This window comes from Anaerolineales bacterium (assembly GCA_030583885.1).
GTDB lineage: Bacteria > Chloroflexota > Anaerolineae > Anaerolineales > Villigracilaceae > Villigracilis.
Map to the genome: position 1 here is coordinate 938,553 of CP129480.1, position 18,320 is coordinate 956,872.

Here is an 18,320-nt window from a genome sequence, read left to right on the forward strand (position 1 = left end):
TCAAAGGATGTATCCTGACAGAGCGAAGTATAATCCCCAGCATGGACAGCAAGACTCTCAACGTACTCGAATACCCGAAGATTCTCGAACGGCTTGCGGGCTACTGCGATTTTTCCGCTTCGATGGAAATGGCACGTGCTCTTGAGCCCACGGACTCGTTCGACCTCGCCAGCGCCCGCCTTGCGGAGACGACCGAGGCGCGCAAGTTGTTATCCGTGCGTGATGTTGGCATCGGCGGCGCACATGACATCCGCCCGGCCGCGGACCTCGCCGCGCGCGGCGGCGTGCTGGATCCCCAGCATTTGCTCGACATCAAATCTACGCTCATCTCCTGCCGTGAAATAAAAAAATCATTTGAAAAAAGCAGGGGCGGGTCTGAGAAAAGCCCCGCTATTAAGAGCGCTCAGGATGAACCCCGGCCCTATCTCGAATATCCACGCCTTGCGCAGCTCGCCGAGGCGTTGCCGGAATCCCACGGCATCGTGGATGCGGTCACGCGCGTGCTTTCAGACCGCGGCGAAGTATTGGATTCCGCTTCGCCCAAACTGGCCTCCCTGCGCCGCGAGATCAAGGTGGCACACGGACGTTTGATGACCCGCCTGCAGCGCTACCTGACCGAGTCGGCGAAGAAATTACAGGAACCGATCATCACCCAGCGGGACGGCCGTTATGTGATTCCATTGCGCGCCGAATTCAAGGGGAGTATCAAGGCGGTCATCCATGACCAGTCCGCCAGCGGCGCGACGTTGTTCGTCGAGCCTTTGCCAGTCGTGGAACTCAACAACGAAATCCGCGAACTGGAATTAAAGGAACGCGATGAAGAACGCCGCATCCTTGCTGAAGTATCCGCACTCGTGGGCGAACATGCCGCTGAATTGAAGTATGGTGTTGAAAACCTTGCCATGCTGGATTTGATTTTTGCGAAATCGAAATATGCAGATGACTTGAAGGCGAGTGAGCCAGTACTGAATGAGTTGAAAAGTTTGAAAGTTGCAAGTTCAAAAGCTGCAATCCAACAACCTTCCAACATTCAACCTGCAAACCTGAAACTGATTCAAGCCCGTCATCCTCTTCTCCACCCTGATACCGTTGTGCCCATTGACGTTGACCCGCGTGAAGGGACGCGCGCCATCGTGATCACAGGTCCCAACACGGGCGGCAAGACGGTTTCATTGAAAACGGTCGGCCTGCTGGTGTTGATGGCGCAAAGCGGACTTCATATCCCCGTACAAAGCGGCTCCGAGCTGCCCTGTTTCCATTCGGTCCATGCCGATATCGGTGATGAGCAATCCATCGAGCAGTCGCTTTCCACGTTCAGCGGCCACATTACCAACATCATTCGCATCCTCAAGCAGATCGATCACCGCTCGCTGGTCATCTTCGATGAACTCGGCTCGGGCACGGACCCGCAGGAGGGCGCGGCCATTGCGCGTGCGATCCTCACTCACTTGCTGGATACAGGCGCGATGACTCTGGTTGCCACGCATTACCCCGAATTGAAAACCTTCGCCCATTCCACGGAGGCCGTGGTCAATGCCTCGCTTGAATTCGACATCAAAACGCTTCGCCCCACCTTCAAGCTGACCCTGGGACTCCCGGGTAGGTCCAATGCGCTCGCCATCGCGCAGAAACTGGGACTCCCGCAATCCATCATTGAATCCGCGCGCGCGGAGATCAATCCACTGGATTTGCGGGCCGATAAACTGCTGGATGACATCCGCAAGGAGCGCAACCGCACCTCCCGCGAGCGTGAGAAGCTGGAGAAAACGCGCGCCAAACTTGAAAAGCAGTCGCTTGATCTTGAAAAGCGGCTCGAAAAAATAGAAGACGAACGCCGTGAGACGCTTGCCAAAACCCGTGCCGAGGGCGAGTTGGAAGTGGCCGTTCTGAAACGAAATATCGACTCGTTGAAAACGCAGTTGAAGAAAGCCGGCCAGCCTTTGCAGGCCATTCGAGCCATCGAAGAGAAGATCGGCGAGATGGAAGGGAAGGTTGAGGCACCTGTGGAGCGGCGCAGTGGTCAGTTCTCAGTGACCGCCAACCAGTTCTTGAAATTGGGCGAGAAAGTCAATGTCAGCACATTGAATGCCGAGGGCGTGGTGACAGCCCTGGGCGAGGCTGATGCGGAAGTCCAAATTGGGACGATCCGCGTGCGGGCCAGGTTGTCCGATTTGGTCAGACGACAGACCGTGGACGATAGTGCACAGACCGAAAAAGCTCGGCAACCATCGTCCACCATCCACCGTCCATCGTCCACCTCGCCCGGCATGGAAGTGGATTTACGCGGACTGATGTCCGATGACGCATTGGATAAGATGGAGCGCTATTTGGAGCAGGCCTATCTTGCGGGCCTGCCGTTCGTGCGCATCATCCACGGCAAAGGGACGGGGAAATTGCGACAGGCGGTACGCGCCGCGCTGAGCGGTCATGCGTATGTCAAATCCTTCGAAGAGGGCGGGGATAAGGAAGGCGGCGAAGGCGTGACCGTGGCAAAGCTGAACGCGGGATGAACTGTTGTATAATTTTGAAACTGGGAGCCGCTTATGATGATTGACGATGCCATAAAAAAAATGACCGACCTCATCAAAGCCGCCTGTGCCGGCGCGGAGATCAAAGTCGCCAAGATGTCGGATGAAGAGGCGCGGCTCTCGGTGTATGCGCCCGCGGGAGATATGCAAAAGATCAAGGATGCGACCTTTCAACCCGCGATCGACATGTTGAATTCGGATGGAATGGATGTGCAGGTCTTTGTATACGACAAGGATGCGCCGCCGTTGAAGGGTTAATATAGGTTCGAAAGTTTGAAGGTTGTAAAGTTGAGATGACCCTTGCGGTCATCCTTTTTATTCCCCCGTTGCGGCGCGCCAGACGAGATTGAGCGCAGCAAGACCGGTCCTGCGTTGGATCTCCTGCGCCTCTTCATTCAGGTAGATATCGCCCTGGTATGGGCGGTCACTGCGCGTGTACAGCCCGCGGTTGGGCAGGTCGTTCAGCGCCGCCCAAAAGTTCCAGAGCGGCAGATTGAATTCGCCGGCGAGCAGCGCCATGTCGCGGTTGATGCGGTGGTCGAGTTCGCGGTTGTCCGCCTTGGTGGCAAGGATCGGGACGACGCCGTTCTCGATCAACTGGGTGATGACGCGGCGCAGGTATTCGGTGTTGCGCGATTCGAAATGCGAGCCGATCTGGATGATGACGAACGACGGGTTGTGGATGCGCAGTTCACATTCGACCGGCGTTTCGGCGAAGGTGCACCCGAACCTGCCGCGATGCCATTGGGTCCAGAGCAGGGCGCCGGGCGTGGTGCCGTCGCGCGCGGTGGGACTCTCGCGGTTGAACGATCCGTCGAAATTGTCCACGACGCTGCGCAATTCGGGCGGCAGGCTCGCCAGCGCGAGCGGGTCGGCCTCGTAGATGCCCAGGAATTCTTCGGGGCGCGCCTGGCAATCACCGAAGATGGAAACGGCAGTCGGGTCGTTGCCGAGCGATTGCCCAAGTTCATAGATCTCACGGATGCTTTCATCAGGCGATGGAAGCACGGGCAGGGTCATCCAGGTGTTGTCGGGAGTCTCCATCAGAGTGGCTGGACTGTCCGTTGACGTGGATTCCGCTGTCCGCGTGGCTGGAGGCGTGCGCGTCGCCTCCGGCGTGACCGTGGGGCTGGTCGTCGGCGGGACGTCGTATCTCGGCGTCGGGATGAGGCGCATGGGCGTACTGGTTGGGGTGGATGCGGTGAGGCGAGTTGCCTGAGGCTGGCAGGCGGTGAGGAAGGCGGATACCGATAAAACGGTCACCAATATTCGATTCATGCCCTGATGGTATCACAGGAAAAAACCGCCCCGTGTGGAGCGGCTGATAGTGTGTCAAATGAGGTCATTCCATCGGACGAAAGAACTGGAAATAGGCGAATCCGATCGCCAGGATGACAAAGACCGCAACCGGCAGGTAGCCCGCTCCGCTCATCACGCCTGTCAGGATGGCATTGAGGGTGATGACCATGGCAAGCACACCCGCGATCAGGTGGGCGTAATTGATCGCGGCGCGCGCCTGCAGGTCGGTCACCTCGCGGGCGAGCAGCGTCACCAGCCCGCTGACGATCAGCCCCGCTCCGATGAATTGAGCCAGCAGCCTTGTGGCGGCATTCTCGTTCAACCCGAACAGGCTGAGCAGGGTGGGAGTCATGAAGAGCAGGCCGAGTGCAAAAATAAGGGACAGACCCGAATTGAGCAGGTAAAGATATTGCAGTTTCAAATAGTTCATCTTTTTCTCCTTTAAATCGATTCTATACCGCCGCGGAATCGGGTTCAATGGTACGGCTGTACTGCGCTGTGCGCCAAACCTTGCATTTTTATCGGGTGCGGTCGGCAAATTTTTCTTTTGGAAATGAGGAATGACCGAATCCGCACTTCAGCCCGGATGCACTATGCCGGGCTTTGGCTGATTCTCTTGGGCTGCCAGTCTGGTGGAACCATGGTGAAGTTTGCGGCCTTAAAGGTTCGTTGTATTCTTACAAGGTGGCGTATTAGGAAGCAGTTGCGATGTTGGAACGCTTGAACGTTTGAACGTTCCAACATGGCAGCCTGAAAACTAAAAATTTATGCTAGACTCACACCAAGCTGTCTTCCGGTCTTCACATTCCCCGCCAGCCCGCTCCAGACATGAATTGGAGAAACAACCGCCGCACGTGCGGACGGCGTCGTGAGCAGTGATATGAGAGTCCCCGCCCAGGTTTATCCCCGCATTGGAATTGCGCTCCTCAGTATGGGGGTGTACGCGCTTGTTTTCTACGTACTCTACCCTTCCATCGGCGGGATAGTTGCGGCGTTGTGCATCTTTCCGCTGGTCGTCATCGGATGGCTGTTGGGGGTATACGGCGGACTGGTGTTTGGAATCCTCAGCTTCCCTCTGAATGTTTTCATGTCCCGCCTGATGGGGTATCCCAGCACCGAAACCATCAGTCACTTCCTGACGGGCAGTCTGATCATAACCCTGGTCGGCATGGGGACCGGCTGGATCAAGGGGCTGTTGGACCGCCTCCATCGGCAGGCAGAGGAGTTGAGGGAGGAACGGAAGATCCTGCATGAAGAGATGGAAAAGAGGATCCGGGCGGAGGAACGCCTGATCCACGAGGCGCTGCACGACCCGTTGACGAACCTGCCCAACCGCAGGCTGTTCATGAACCGCCTCGAACATGCCATCGAGTGGAACAGGCGCTATCCCAGCGACCTGTTCGCGGTGCTCTACCTGGATTTCGACCGATTCAAGATCATCAACGACAATATGGGACACAACGTCGGCGACCTGCTTTTGATCGAGATGGGGCGGCGGTTGAAACATTCCATCCGCACAATGGACATGGTTGCCCGCATGGGAGGGGATGAATTCGCCGTCCTGCTCGAAGCCGTCAAAGGCAGCGACCAGGTCGTCACCATCGTAAAACGGCTTCAGCGCAGCCTGGCAGCCCCGTTCGAGGCGGAGGAGAACACCATCCACATGACCGCAAGCATCGGCGTGGTGATGAGCCTGCAGCGATACGAACGAACGGACGACGTGATCCGGGATGCGGATATCGCCATGTACAACGCGAAGGTTGGCGGGAAGAACAATTTCAGGGTCTTCGACATCGGGATGAGGGAGCAGGCTGAGAGCGTCTTGAAACTGGAGAGCGACCTGCGCAGCGCGTTCCGCAACGGGGAGTTCCAGATCCAGTACCAGCCGATCTTCTCGTTGAAGCCCCATAGGTTGAGCGGTTTTGAAGCCTTGATACGCTGGGAACATCCCGAACGGGGCGTGCTGTACCCAGCCGACTTCATGAAAGCCGCCGAGGAGTCCGGGCTGATCATCCCCATCGGTCAATGGGTGCTGTGCGAGGCGTGCCGGCAGACGAAACAATGGCAGGTCCAATTCGGCATGGATCCGCCCCTGACCATCAGCGTCAACATTTCCAGCCGGCAGTTTTCCCAACCCGACCTGATCCAGCAGATCGATGAAATCCTGAAGGCAACGGAACTGCCGGCGAACAGCCTGTCTCTGGAATTGACAGAGATGACGCTGATCGAGGACATGGAGGTGGCGGTGATAAAGATCGAACGCCTCCGCAAGATCGGCGTGGGGATCGACATCGACGACTTCGGCACCGGGTACTCGTCACTGGGCTATTTGCGGCACCTGCCCGTGGACAACCTCAAATTAGACCGCTCGTTCGTCAGCACACTCGGCGTCAACCGCAGCGCGATCCCCATCATCCGCGCGATTATCGCCATGGCGAACAGCCTGGGGATGAACGTCATCGCCGAAGGGATCGAAACCGAAAACCAGGTCAACAGCCTGATCGAGATGAAGTGCGATTACGGGCAGGGCTTTCTCTTCAACAAGCCGATCGACCACAACGCTGCGTTGGAATTGATAAAAAAGGATCACCGCAAATACATGCGCCGCTGATTGGGAAATTTCTTTCCCCTTTCTTTTTTCCTCTTCTTCCTTCATACATACTCTTTGGGGACTTCGCATTAGGCAATGAGTTGAGAAGATGGATCATGGTAAATGGAACATGGGCTTCGGGACAAAGTCGTCTCGGAAGCCCATGTATTTTGCTGCACTGTGATCGTCCCCATTAACCATCCTCCATGCTTCATCCCCCTAACCACCCTTTATTCGCTAACAACCCATCAATCTTAAGTCTCCCAATCACTCCTTCGCTGGAACGAAATACACATCCGTCGGCTTCAACTTCGAATTGCGCAGGAAGCGCGGCCTGACCTGCATGCCGATCCAATCCAGCGACGGCGCATCGGGGTTCACGCCCATCAGGCGCGTGAGCAGCAGCGTGTCCACACCCTCGAACCCGATCAAGGCCAGCACGAACGGACATTCAGGTAAAAACTCCTGCGAGCCGAAATAACAGACCGTGAACGCATGCACATGCGCTGGGACGTTCGTGATGTCGACCCACTTGGTCTCCGCGCCTGAATACATGTCGTGACCGCGCGGGTTGGCGGTGGTGTATCCGCTTGCGGGGTCGCGCGACGCGAGCAGTCGTTTATTCGTCAGCGCCGCGAACCACGGGCTGTCCTGTCCGTAGGAATGCAGGTATGTGATTCTATATTCCTGCTCGATCTGGATCGGCGCCATCTTCTTCAGAAATTCCAATGACTCCTCGTCTGTATGAACGGGGAATGGAATCCCATGCACGACGAACCCGCCTAAACTTTCTTCTCGTTGTGACGGCAGCTTGGCCATGACTTAACCCTCCCTTTCCAAAACGGAGACGGAGACGTATGTCCCGGTCCCGGCATGGGAATGGATGGCGCCCCGCTTCGCATCCTTCACTTGAAGCCGGTCGTCGCGGAAATGTTTTTGAATCGTCCCCTGCAACTGCCACACCGCAAAGACGCCCTGCATGAGTCCCGTCGCGCCGACAGGATGTCCGCAGGCGATCAGTCCGCCCGAGGGATTGACCGCACAGACGGGTTTGTCCTTCAACTTCAAGCCGTAGTCAATGTTCGGCAAAAACGCCCTGCCCGATTCCGCAAATGGACCGCCCTCCCCGTAGCGGCACAATCCCAAGTCTTCATACGTCTGGATTTCGCTTGAGGTATACGCATCGTGCAGTTCGACGAAATCCAATTCGTTCAACGGGTCTTGGATGCCCGCATGCTTCCACGCCATGTTGCCCGCCGTGCGTCCCGCGCGGAACGAATGGACTCCAGGATAACGCGTGCCGTGACCCCACAGTTTTTTGTAATACGTCTTCGTCTCATGCGATGACTTCTCCTGCTCGGTGGCGTAGTTCTCCATGAAGAAGTCATAATCCACATGCGGACGGTCCGCCATGCGCATCATGTCCGTGCCGCGCCCGATGCCCGTCACCTTCACGAGCGGACGCGTCACTTTCGCACCTGCGGCTTCGAGTTTTTTGAGTCCCTTCTCAGAACAGAGAATCACCGCCGCCGCGCCATCGGACATCACGCAGATGTCGAGCCGCGTCAGGGGCCACGCCACCATCGGCGCATTGCGAACATCGTTAATGGTGTAGCGGTTGCGCTTCTGCGAGTACGGATTGTGATGGGCATTGATGTGATTCTTCACGCTGACGTGCGCCAGCTGCTCGACGGTCGTGCCGAACTCCTTCATGTGCCGGGTCACCATCATGGCGTAGTACCCCGAATAAAAACCTCCGACGGGATAATCGAACGACACGTCGGAGGCCAGGGCGATGAACTCGTTTCCCTTCCACGTTTCCACGTGGGACATGGTCTCGAAGCCGTATGCCACGCACACGTCCATGTGACCCGAAGCGACCGACTTCCACGCCTCCTGGAAGCACAATCCGCCCGTTGCGCCGCCGCCCTCCACGCGATGCCCCGGCTTGGGACACAGCCCAAGGTAGTCCTGTGCCATGATGCCGGCCATCAATTGTCGGGTGAAATGATCCGAGAAGTACGAGGCGACGGAACCATCCACGGCGCGCGTGAACGTCGGAAAGTCCAATCCGATGTCGGCGATTGCATAGTCATATGCTTCTTTGATGATCGCCTGGAAGGTTTTGTCCGGTCTGGCTTTTGCAAACTTCGACACCCCGCCTGAGATCGCATACACTGGTCTCATCAGTCAACCTCCTTTGTTGAAGATACTTTATCTTTGCAGAAATCGCATCAAATTACAACTGACATTCATCATTGATTTTGTCATTGCGGGCGGAGTGGAGCGAAGCAATCTCCTGCAAACCAGCTTCGTTTGGGATTGCCTCCCGCAGGCTCGCAATGACATCCCATTTATGCTACACTCGGCGCATGGACACCCTGGAAACATCCGTTTCTCCGAACGATCCACAATTCCTTGAAAACAAAAAACACAACAACGGGCTCGCTCATACATTGCGTGAGCGCCTTGCGGAAGTGCGTCAGGGGGGCGGCGAGAAGTATCGCAAACGCCACGAAGAACAGGGTAAACTCTTCGTCCGCGACCGTATCGAGCGCCTGCTCGACCCCGGTTCGCCGTTTCTCGAACTTTCCCCGCTCGCGGCGGTCGGTATGTACGACCTCGAAGCGCCGGGTGCGGGCATCGTCACGGGCATCGGACGCGTCAGCAACCGCGAGGTGCTCATCATCGCCAACGATGCCACGGTCAAGGGCGGCTCGTACTTTCCGCTGACCGTCAAAAAACACCTGCGCGCCCAGCAGATCGCCGAGGAAAACCACCTGCCCTGTCTCTACCTTGTGGATTCCGGCGGCGCAAATTTACCTTTTCAGGATGAAGTCTTTCCAGACGTCAATCATTTTGGGCGTATCTTCTACAATCAGGCGCGCATGTCCGCCAGGCGCATTCCGCAAATTGCCGCTGTCATGGGCAGCTGCACGGCGGGCGGTGCGTATGTCCCTGCCATGAGCGATGAGGCGGTCATCGTCAAAGGTGCAGGCACGATCTTCCTCGGCGGACCTCCGCTCGTCAAAGCCGCCACGGGGGAGGATGTCACTGCCGAGGAGCTTGGCGGCGCGGATGTCCATACGCGCAAATCTGGCGTGGCGGATCATTTCGCGGAAGATGACGATCATGCCATCGAAATTTTACGCAGCATCGTGGAAACGTTGCCGCGGGGGCATGTGCATTCGCATCTTTCCGCGCTGGATGTTGCTCCCCCCGAAGAACCCTTGTACCACGCTGACGAATTGTACGGCGTCCTGCCGCGGGCATTCAAAGAGTCCTTCGATGTGCGTGAGATCATCGCCCGCATCGTGGACGGTTCCAAATTCCGCGAGTTCAAAGCGCGGTACGGCACGACCCTTGTCTGCGGGTTCGCCCGCATTCATGGATACCCCGTCGGGGTCATCGCCAATAACGGCGTGCTGTTCAGCGAGTCCGCGCTGAAAGGGACGCACTTCATCGAACTCTGCGACCAGCGCGGCATCCCCTTGATCTTCCTGCAAAACATCACCGGCTTCATGGTCGGCAAGGAATATGAAACGGGCGGCATCGCCAAGGACGGCGCGAAGATGGTCCATGCGGTTGCCACCACCCGCGTCCCCAAGTTGACGCTCGTCATCGGCGGCTCGTTCGGCGCAGGCAACTACGCCATGGCGGGCCGCGCCTACGGCTCGCGCTTCCTGTGGATGTGGCCCAACGCCCGCATCTCGGTCATGGGCGGGGAACAAGCCGCCAACGTCCTGCTCACCATCAAGCAGGATCAACTCGCCCGTGAAGGCAAGCCAGCCCTCAGCGCGGAGGAAGCGGAAGAATTCAAACGCCCGTTGTTGGAAAAGTACGAGCGCGAAGGCAGTCCCTATCATTCATCCGCTCGATTATGGGATGACGGTGTCATCGACCCGGTAGATACGAGACAAGTACTGGGGTTGGCACTGTCGGTTGTGTTGAATGCGCCTGTTGAAGAGCAGGGATTTGGTGTGTTTAGGATGTAGAAAGTAGTGAGTAGAAAGTAGAAAGTAAAAAGTGGTGAGTGGAAAGTAGTGAGCGGAAAGTGAGGATGGTTTGAACTATCAGGAGTGGAAGAAGACCGTGCCGGAAGAGATTACCCAAGACCCGTTGTGGGGATTGGAAGTCTATCGGCTTGGTTTCTTCATCGCCGACATTACCTGGAATGATACAGAAGCCTTGTTCAAGAATCCATCCACCCGCAATGCCGCAGACCAGATTCGCCGTTCCCTTGACGGCATTAGCGCGAATATCGCCGAAGGATACTCCCGCTCCACAGGTAAGATCGCGCCCGCTACTTTGAATACGCTCTCGGCGAAGCCCGCGAAGCAAAAGACCGCCTCTACAAAGTCCGCCATGCCATTAAGCCTGAAGTGGTTTTACATCGTATGAATGTGCTAACCCAGATCGTAAAGATCCTCAACTCATTTGTCCCAACCCAAAGGAAACGCGGCATCCGCGAGGAAAAAGCTTTCTACCTCACATTATCCAATTTTGAAAACGAAATTCTCCAATCACCAATACCCGAATCCTAAACCCACTTTCCACTTTCTACTATCTACTATCCACTTGCCATGTCCCACACCACTTCCTCCCCTCACCAGCTCCTCGCCCAACTGGCCGGCAACTGGCGCGGCACTTCCAAGCTCTGGCTTGAGCCTGATAAACTTGCCGATGAATCCTCTGTTGCGGGAACCATCCAGATCCTGCTGGATGGCCGCTTTGCGCTCCTGCTCTACCAAGCCTCCATCGAGGGCGAACCTCAACATGGCATGTTCACTTTTGGTTACAATACCATCACGGACCAATTTGAGGCCAGCTGGGTGGATTCGTTCCACAACAATACCGCCATTATGTTCTGCACAGGCGGCGGCACGGAGAAGGGATTTTCGCTCCTCGGAAGTTACACCGATCCCGGCGGCGGACCGGACTGGGGCTGGCGCACCGAAGTGGAACTTGTTGATAAAAATAATCTGGTTATTAAGGCGTACAATATCAATCCCGAAGGAAGCGAAGCCAAGGCGACTGAAATGACCCTGAGCCGCATGCAATAAGGAGCATGAATAAAAATGACAACCCAAACCTATGAGTATCACGGATTGATGGTCAAATACTGGGACTTGCTGCGCGGCGACACATCCGATTGGGCTGACCGTTTTTTCTACCTTGATGTGATCAAAAAATATGGACAACCCGCCCTGGATGTCGGTTGTTCCAGCGGGCGGTTGCTCCTTGACTATCTTGCACAGGAAATCGATATCGACGGTGTGGACATTTCCCCGGAAATGATCGCCATGTGCGAATTGAACGCCAAACGGAAGAATCTCACGCCGAATCTGTATGTCCAAAACATGGCGGAACTGAGCCTCCCGCGCAAGTACCGCACCATTCTGGTACCCTCCAGTTCCATTCAGTTATTGCTTAAGCCGGGCCAGGCCCTGCAGGCGATGAGACACTTTTACGACCATCTGGAATCGGGAGGGGCGCTGGCCTCGCCCTTCATGACGCTCTGGAGGCAGGGTGACCCACTGGATACTGGATTCGAACAGGAGGCTGTGCGCCCCGAGGATGGTGCAACCATCCGCAGGACAGGCTGGTCGCGTTTCGACCCCGAAACCAATATGGAGGACACCCGCGATACCTGGGAGGTTATCAAGGATGGCGTGATGATCCAGTCCGAGGTGCATTCCCAATCTCCCGCCACGCTTTCCTACACCCAGGCTGAAGCGGTTGCCCTGTTCGAACAGGCGGGCTTCAAGGATATTCAAAGCTTCAGCGAATTCACGTTTACCCCCGTCAAACCGGAAGATACCCTCTTCACGGTCGTGGGGATCAAACCATGAAGATCCTGGTCCTCGGCGGCGCGCGTTTTTTGGGGCGTCACCTTGTCAATTCTGCGCGGGTCCGCAGGCATGAGCTTACACTCTTTAATCGCGGACAGACGAACCCCGCCCTGTTTCAGAAGATTAAAAAAATTCGGGGAGACCGTGAAAAGGACCTCGACCAGTTATCGGGCCAGTGGGATGCGGTCATCGATACCTGCGGCTATGTCCCGCGTGTTGTGAAAATGTCCGCCGAGGCGTTGAAGGATAAAGTCGGGCGATATGTCTTTATCTCCAGCATCTCCGTATATGCTGATTTGTCCAAAAACGGAATCAGGGAAAGCCATACGGTTGGCACGCTCGAAGATGAAACGGTGGAGGAAATCACGGACGAAACGTATGGTCCGTTGAAGGCGCTATGTGAGCAGACTGTGCAGGATGTGTTTGGAATCAGCTCGTCGATCATCCGTCCCGGGCTTATCGTCGGTCCGCATGACCCGACGGATCGGTTTACCTATTGGGTCTCGCGCATTGCGCGCGGCGGCGAGGTGCTCGCGCCGGACCGCCCCGATGCGCCGACGCAGATCATTGACGTCCGCGATCTGGCTGACTTCATCATCCAATTGATCGAGCAGGATGTCTCCGGGGTGTTCCATGCGACGGGCGAGACGGTCTCTCTTGAAACGGTATTTCAGACCTGTAAAATGGTGAGCGGCAGTGATGCGAATTTCAAATGGGCTTCGGTTGATTTTCTGCATCAACACAAGGTTGCGCCTTGGAGCGACATGCCCGTCTGGCTTCCCGATACCGGGCAGTATGCAGGGTTCGCGCATGTGGATGTTTCCAAAGCTGTCAATGCGGGGCTGACATGGACGCCGCTGGCCGAAACCATCAAGGATATCCTCGCATGGTCGTCCGAGCTTCCCGCCGATTATGAGATGAAAGCGGGCTTGAGCGATGCTCGTGAAAGGGAGTTGTTGGATTTGCTGAAGAAGGCCCAAGGAAGCAGGATTTTGTAAAGGGAAATTTACAACCGGTTTTTGTCTATACAATAGGAAGTGATTGTGAAAAGCTGTATTTGTATAGAGGTTGTAATTGATTTTACAGGTCTGGTAGGGTACTATATTATTGTAGTAAAAGCATGGAATTGAGGAAAAATGCAAACAGGCTCCCTGCCCAAATTCTGCCCGGTCTGTAAACTGGCGAATGACAATCGTGCAGTTATATGTGAATTTTGCGGGGCAAGTTTTGTGGATTTGCACCTGGGGCGTGAAACCACCCGGAACATAACCAACCGGCGCACAACCGACCTGATCCATCAGGATTATGAACTTAAAACAGCGTACCACGGAATGGCGTTTTTTCTTCATGGCAAGACGGAACCGTTTGCCCTGCATGATGATGATGTCATTTATGTAGGACGGCTGGAAGAGGCGGCAAAGGATACAATCGAAGTGTTTGTGGACCTTGCCCCGGTTGACGGTTTTGCCCAGGGTGTTTCCAGAAGACATGCGATGATCCAGAGGGTGGAGAACCGATATGAGATTATCGATTTGCACAGCAGTAATGGGACGTTCCTGAACGGAACCCGCCTTCTTCCGTCAAAACCCTATGAGTTGAAGAGCGGCGCTGTTGTTCAATTGGGTCGTTTGAAATTGATTTTAATTTTTACGTGGTAGGCGAATCGCTGACAGGACGGACGGATGGATTCGGTGGAGCCCGGGCTTAACGAAGTAAACGACCTGCTGGATGCCGGCCAGTTAAGTGAGGCGCGGAAAATCCTGCATGACATCCTGCGCGCAGACCGCGGGAATCTGGACGCCTGGCTGTTATTCTGGAAACGCGGGCTCTCAAGCAGTAAAGAGGAACTGATCTGCCTCAAGAACATCCTGCGGATCGACCCCAGCTACGATCCCGCCCGCCGGCGTTTGGATGAGCTCCGTTTACGGGGCGAAATACCCGGTTCCTCCGCGGGCCTGGCCGGCAATCGCCGGCAAAAGGGGAAAAAGAAACAGGGACAATCCTATGCCTCGCTCCTTTTGATCCTTCTATCCCTGCCCATCCTGTGCGCCGTTGTGTTTGGATTTGTATCGTATCAGGCGGGATACCTTGACACCATTCTATTTTCGACCAGCCTGACCGGGACAGCCGTGGCGGAAAGGAATGCCAGCTGCCAGGCATTGATTCAAAATGCGATCGAGGCCTCCGCCGGTTACTGTGATGAGCTCGGCTCGAACAAGGCCTGTTATGGACACAACACGCTCAAGGCCGACCTCGCGCCGGGTGCAGCGGACCGTTTTGCGGAAAACGGCGATATCGTGGATGTGCAAAAAATACAGCGCATCAGCGCCTCCCCGCTTATGCCCGACCGTGATGAATGGGGGATCGCCGTCTTCAAGGTCTTTGCCAATTTGCCGCGTTCATTGCCGGGCCAGACCATCACAATGGTGGTCTTTGGGAATACCACCCTCGATAACGAGAGCGGAAACCTTGAGTCCTTTTTCTTCTCGAGCGAACTCGGACAGATCCAATGCGAGAAGGCACCGCAGGACGGCATTATGATCTCGGTGCCGGACGGGGAGGGGGCTATCTTTATGGTCAATGGGGCCGAGCTCACGCTGATGGGGGATGCCACCATTACCGCGCAAAAGAACGGGAAGATGGTCGTAAACCTGTATGACGGGGCGGGCCGCATTATATCGAATGGGCAGGAGACATATTTTGGGGCCGGCCAGCAGGTTTCGGTCCAGTTGGGAGGCGAAGACGGGACCGAGTCGATCAGCGCGCCGTCCGAGCCTGTATCCATCTCCCAGGAGGACCTGGACACCGCCTGCCAGATGACCGGTCAATACTGCCAGGAAACTCAAATTGTCCCGGTCACCGGCAATCAAGCCCAGCAGCAGATCCAGGCGGGCCTCGGCATCACGCCGACCGCGACCAATAAGACCCCGCCGACATCGACTGCAAACCCGACGGTCACCCGCATCCCCGGATTGACTGGCACGCCCGTTGCCCAGACGCCTCTTGGGACGATCCTGGTGATCCCATCCTGGACCCCCACAAAGACATTAGCGCCTCCTCCAACTGCACTCCCCGGCGGAGGCGGTGGCGGACCCACAAGCACATTCACCCGCACCCCGACTCGCACCCCGACTCGCACTCCCACGCGCACCCCCACGCCGACGTTCACCTTTACACCAGCGGCCCCCACTTCCACATTCACGCCGACCTTCACTCTTACACCGACCTTCACATTCACACCGACGTTTACCTTTACGCCGACGGGCGGAGTGTGCGGCAATGTGAGCGCCGGAGGCGTGACCAGCCCCAATACCAACGAGCTCCGGATGATGATCACCAATTCCAGCGGCGGTACGATCCGGATGGATTCGCTTTATGTGGAGTGGATCGACATCCCGGCAGACCAAAGAATAATCAAGGTCCAACTGGCTGGGGTGGATGTATTTAGTGGAAATGCAAATAATACTCCCTCCGAATTTTCCGACAGTCCTCCTGACACGTGGACCGGCTCGGAAACCAATCGCGACATTGCCGACGGCGCCACGATGGAATTGCTGCTTCAGTTTAATGAGGCATTTGCTGCGCCTCCGCCTGCGTATGTGCTGCGCCCGGAATTCAGTATTGGTTGTTACGTGGAAGGTTCGTACTAATATATACTCCCAGCCTCAATGATGTATTAATTAATTGACGCACTCTGTTTGGGGCTATAATTCATGGAGCGTCATTTTTTATGTGAAATACACGTGTTTCTAAAACCTCATTCCTTGATCTAATTCAAGCCATGAACTGTCTGTTTCCATTTCCAGTCATCCCCCTGCCATATGCTCAATGACCTCCGTCCCGGCCTGAAATTCAATCACTATCAACTGCTTGAGCCGATCGGCACGGGCGGACAGGCCATTGTCTGGTCTGCTGAAGATTCCCACAGGCGGGATATCGTTGCGATCAAGTTCAACGAGGTGCCCGAGGAGAGCCAGGAACAGGTGGATGACGCCGTTTTGGAGCAGCAGCTCAAGAAACTGGCCACCCTGCGTCACCCGCACATTCTGCCGGTCTATGATTACGGCCTGGTGGGTCAGGTGCGCTACCTTGTCTCTCCTTATCTTGCAGGCGGCTCCCTGTATGAGAAGATCAGGGAGAAGCCCATGCCATTTGCGGATATTCTGCGCTATATTTTGGAAATCGCCTCCGCCCTCGATTTTCTCCATCAAAACCAGATCGTCCATCGCGACCTGAAACCTTCCAACGTATTGCTTGATCTGCATCAGCGCAGCTATCTTTCAGATTTCGGTCTGGCACGCACCGTCTCCACTACGACCCAGGCCATGCATACCGGGCGGGGGACTCCACCCTATTCGCCTCCAGAACAACACAAACAGCTGGTGGTGACGGCTAAGTCGGACATCTTCAGTTTTGGGGTCATGCTTTATGAGTTGTTTACGGGACAATTGCCCTGGAACGGGGAGAGGATGCTGGGCATGCAGCAGCTTTACACGAAGGCCGAAATGCCCGACCCGTGTGAGATCAACCCTGATCTGCCTTCCATATTAAAGGACGCCTTGAGGCGCATCACCTCAGCCGACCCGGCCCACCGGCCCTCCTCCACAAGGGATGTGGTCAGGATGATCGATTATGTTTTTAATACAAATGGTTCCTCCATGCTGGAATTACAGGGTGACCCAAATAACGACATCGTGTCAATGCAGGATGCCCCGCTCCTGCTGGAACAGAAATTCCCGGATTGGAATTCGAACAGGAAGCAGCCAGTGCTGGGACCCACACGCTTTGCGATGGTACACCTGTACCGGCAAAAAATGAAGGAAGCGCCTGCAGCGGGTTCATTGGCGCAGTTCCTGCTGTATCATTCCCTCACCTATGGCTACCAGGATGAGGAATGGTGGGGGGGAACATCCGATCCGCGGGACCGGGCGGCTGTTGTGCTCGCCCTGCTCGAGGGGAAAAATGAAGTAATCGCAGCCCGTGTGATCAAATTTCTTTCCAGGGATCGAAGCATACTGCCCCTGTTGAGAACCAAAGCATCGTCACTATCCAGGCGCCTGCTTGAACTGGCGTTTGGGAACAGGAACCCGGCCTTTTCGTCCCAATTGCTATCCGGCGTGCGTTTGATCGCCCCGCGAAGTACGGAATGGAACGATGCGGTCCTTGAACCTGCCCAGGGCGCCTCGTTGGGGAAGGCTGCGCTGGATGAGAGCGACTTGGGCGCGCAGGCTGTGAGTTTGATCGGTCATGTGCGTTCCCGCAGCGCGGTCGAGTTCGTCCTGAAAAATGCGGAATACAGCCGCCTTTCCTCCATTCTTTTGGAGATCCAAAACGCCGCGGGGGATCTGCCCTCTTTTATAGGCGGCGGTATCAAGGCGCGGGTTCTTCTTGAATGGATCAACCAGCAATTGACCATGCAGTCCGCCAGACTTGCCGCCGGATATGGCTCCGCCCTGCTCGGCAGTACCATGGGCATTGCCGTGCAGATCTACCTTACCTACCGGCTTCCAAATTTTTTGGACCTTACCCGCATCTCCTCCTCCCTCATCCAGGGCTTGATCATCGGTTTTATTTTCAGTTTTGGCATCTTTTTTTCAAGGCTGGCGGTCGAGCGCTTTGAAACGGCTTCCTTCCCTTTGCGTTTTGTCCTGGCATCCATATTCGGCGCGCTTGGAATGAGTTCCGCCCTGCTGCTCTTCCATATTTTGTACCTCAATACGATTCCCTCGGGATACCTGATTCCCCTGGGTTGTTTTATGATTGCCTGTTCCTATTCCATCGGCGGGCTGATCCGCTGGCGGGCGGTGAAAATGATGGTGTCGACAGCGGCGGTCTTTTCCGCGATCGTTGGCAGCTGGTGGATACACCGCATTTTTTCCACATCCATCACCGACCTGACCCCTCTTTTCCTATATGATTATGCCTGGCCGCCTGTTCAAATCATATTGACGGCTTTGTTCGTGGCAGCCTGGATGGGAATTTTCGGAAACACCCCCCCTTTGAATATCCAGAAGCAGGCTGGGGATTAGCCGCACCGCGCAAGCGATAAGA

Annotated in this window: 15 protein-coding genes; 11 read left to right on the forward strand and 4 right to left on the reverse strand. The window is 55.9% G+C overall.

Going from position 1 to position 18,320, the window contains the following annotated elements; genetic code table 11:
* Nucleotides 1-41: 41 nt before the first annotated feature.
* Both QY332_04775 and QY332_04780 read left to right on the forward strand, forming a co-directional pair.
* Complete coding sequence (locus QY332_04775; protein ID WKZ37241.1) at nt 42-2,510, forward strand: endonuclease MutS2; 2,469 nt, start codon at nt 42-44, stop codon at nt 2,508-2,510.
* Between the two features lie 33 nt (nt 2,511-2,543).
* On the forward strand, nt 2,544-2,786 hold the full coding sequence (locus QY332_04780) for a hypothetical protein (protein ID WKZ37242.1): 243 nt from the start codon (nt 2,544-2,546) through the stop codon (nt 2,784-2,786).
* Nucleotides 2,787-2,843: 57 nt separating this feature from the next.
* Here QY332_04780 and QY332_04785 read toward each other — a convergent pair whose 3' ends face one another.
* Nucleotides 2,844-3,806 carry a hypothetical protein gene (locus tag QY332_04785; protein WKZ37243.1) on the reverse strand — a complete coding sequence of 321 codons (963 nt, stop codon included), beginning with the start codon at nt 3,804-3,806 and terminating at the stop codon, nt 2,844-2,846.
* A gap of 64 nt (nt 3,807-3,870) precedes the next feature.
* Nucleotides 3,871-4,257 carry a hypothetical protein gene (locus QY332_04790; GenBank protein ID WKZ37244.1) on the reverse strand — a complete coding sequence of 129 codons (387 nt, stop codon included), beginning with the start codon at nt 4,255-4,257 and terminating at the stop codon, nt 3,871-3,873.
* A 450-nt stretch (nt 4,258-4,707) separates the two neighbouring features.
* Here QY332_04790 and QY332_04795 point away from each other — a divergent pair, with 450 nt between their 5' ends.
* Nucleotides 4,708-6,438 (forward strand): EAL domain-containing protein, encoded by a 1,731-nt coding sequence (locus tag QY332_04795; protein WKZ37245.1) that lies wholly within the window; start codon nt 4,708-4,710, stop codon nt 6,436-6,438.
* 246 nt (nt 6,439-6,684) lie between these two features.
* Here the strand turns inward: QY332_04795 and QY332_04800 are convergent, their stop codons facing one another.
* Nucleotides 6,685-7,236 carry an OB-fold domain-containing protein gene (locus QY332_04800; GenBank protein ID WKZ37246.1) on the reverse strand — a complete coding sequence of 184 codons (552 nt, stop codon included), beginning with the start codon at nt 7,234-7,236 and terminating at the stop codon, nt 6,685-6,687.
* A gap of 3 nt (nt 7,237-7,239) precedes the next feature.
* Entirely contained in the window at nt 7,240-8,604 is a 1,365-nt protein-coding gene (locus tag QY332_04805) for a hypothetical protein (GenBank protein WKZ37247.1), read from the reverse strand.
* Nucleotides 8,605-8,759: 155 nt separating this feature from the next.
* On the opposite strand from QY332_04805, the gene QY332_04810 reads away from it, so the two are divergent.
* The 8 genes from QY332_04810 (at nt 8,760) to QY332_04845 (ending at nt 18,298) form a co-directional block, all read left to right on the forward strand.
* The gene (locus tag QY332_04810; GenBank protein WKZ37248.1) at nt 8,760-10,412 is read left to right on the forward strand and encodes a carboxyl transferase domain-containing protein; all 1,653 of its coding nucleotides are present in this window, start codon (nt 8,760-8,762) and stop codon (nt 10,410-10,412) included.
* A gap of 70 nt (nt 10,413-10,482) precedes the next feature.
* A complete protein-coding gene (locus tag QY332_04815) occupies nt 10,483-10,818 on the forward strand; it encodes a four helix bundle protein (GenBank protein WKZ37249.1) in 336 nt (111 codons plus the stop codon).
* A 182-nt stretch (nt 10,819-11,000) separates the two neighbouring features.
* Nucleotides 11,001-11,480 carry a DUF1579 domain-containing protein gene (locus QY332_04820; GenBank protein WKZ37250.1) on the forward strand — a complete coding sequence of 160 codons (480 nt, stop codon included), beginning with the start codon at nt 11,001-11,003 and terminating at the stop codon, nt 11,478-11,480.
* A gap of 15 nt (nt 11,481-11,495) precedes the next feature.
* A complete protein-coding gene (locus tag QY332_04825; protein ID WKZ37251.1) occupies nt 11,496-12,269 on the forward strand; it encodes a methyltransferase domain-containing protein in 774 nt (257 codons plus the stop codon).
* Nucleotides 12,266-13,267, forward strand: coding sequence for an NAD-dependent epimerase/dehydratase family protein (locus QY332_04830; GenBank protein WKZ37252.1), 1,002 nt, complete (start codon nt 12,266-12,268; stop codon nt 13,265-13,267). The genes QY332_04825 and QY332_04830 overlap by 4 nt, the downstream gene beginning before the upstream one ends.
* 138 nt (nt 13,268-13,405) lie before the next feature.
* Nucleotides 13,406-13,927, forward strand: a complete 522-nt coding sequence (locus tag QY332_04835) for an FHA domain-containing protein (protein ID WKZ37253.1) — start codon at nt 13,406-13,408, stop codon at nt 13,925-13,927.
* 24 nt (nt 13,928-13,951) lie between these two features.
* Nucleotides 13,952-15,919 (forward strand): hypothetical protein, encoded by a 1,968-nt coding sequence (locus QY332_04840; GenBank protein ID WKZ37254.1) that lies wholly within the window; start codon nt 13,952-13,954, stop codon nt 15,917-15,919.
* Between the two features lie 171 nt (nt 15,920-16,090).
* Nucleotides 16,091-18,298 (forward strand): serine/threonine-protein kinase, encoded by a 2,208-nt coding sequence (locus QY332_04845; protein ID WKZ37255.1) that lies wholly within the window; start codon nt 16,091-16,093, stop codon nt 18,296-18,298.
* Nucleotides 18,299-18,320 lie beyond the last annotated feature (22 nt).

Coding starts and splice junctions, on each gene's coding strand:
- QY332_04775 (WKZ37241.1), top strand. CDS start 42: ATGGACAGCAAGACTCTCAACGTACTCGAATACCCGAAGATTCTCGAA.
- QY332_04780 (WKZ37242.1), top strand. CDS start 2,544: ATGATGATTGACGATGCCATAAAAAAAATGACCGACCTCATCAAAGCC.
- QY332_04785 (WKZ37243.1), bottom strand. CDS start 3,806: ATGAATCGAATATTGGTGACCGTTTTATCGGTATCCGCCTTCCTCACC.
- QY332_04790 (WKZ37244.1), bottom strand. CDS start 4,257: ATGAACTATTTGAAACTGCAATATCTTTACCTGCTCAATTCGGGTCTG.
- QY332_04795 (WKZ37245.1), top strand. CDS start 4,708: ATGAGAGTCCCCGCCCAGGTTTATCCCCGCATTGGAATTGCGCTCCTC.
- QY332_04800 (WKZ37246.1), bottom strand. CDS start 7,236: ATGGCCAAGCTGCCGTCACAACGAGAAGAAAGTTTAGGCGGGTTCGTC.
- QY332_04805 (WKZ37247.1), bottom strand. CDS start 8,604: ATGAGACCAGTGTATGCGATCTCAGGCGGGGTGTCGAAGTTTGCAAAA.
- QY332_04810 (WKZ37248.1), top strand. CDS start 8,760: ATGACATCCCATTTATGCTACACTCGGCGCATGGACACCCTGGAAACA.
- QY332_04820 (WKZ37250.1), top strand. CDS start 11,001: ATGTCCCACACCACTTCCTCCCCTCACCAGCTCCTCGCCCAACTGGCC.
- QY332_04825 (WKZ37251.1), top strand. CDS start 11,496: ATGACAACCCAAACCTATGAGTATCACGGATTGATGGTCAAATACTGG.
- QY332_04830 (WKZ37252.1), top strand. CDS start 12,266: ATGAAGATCCTGGTCCTCGGCGGCGCGCGTTTTTTGGGGCGTCACCTT.
- QY332_04835 (WKZ37253.1), top strand. CDS start 13,406: ATGCAAACAGGCTCCCTGCCCAAATTCTGCCCGGTCTGTAAACTGGCG.
- QY332_04840 (WKZ37254.1), top strand. CDS start 13,952: ATGGATTCGGTGGAGCCCGGGCTTAACGAAGTAAACGACCTGCTGGAT.
- QY332_04845 (WKZ37255.1), top strand. CDS start 16,091: ATGCTCAATGACCTCCGTCCCGGCCTGAAATTCAATCACTATCAACTG.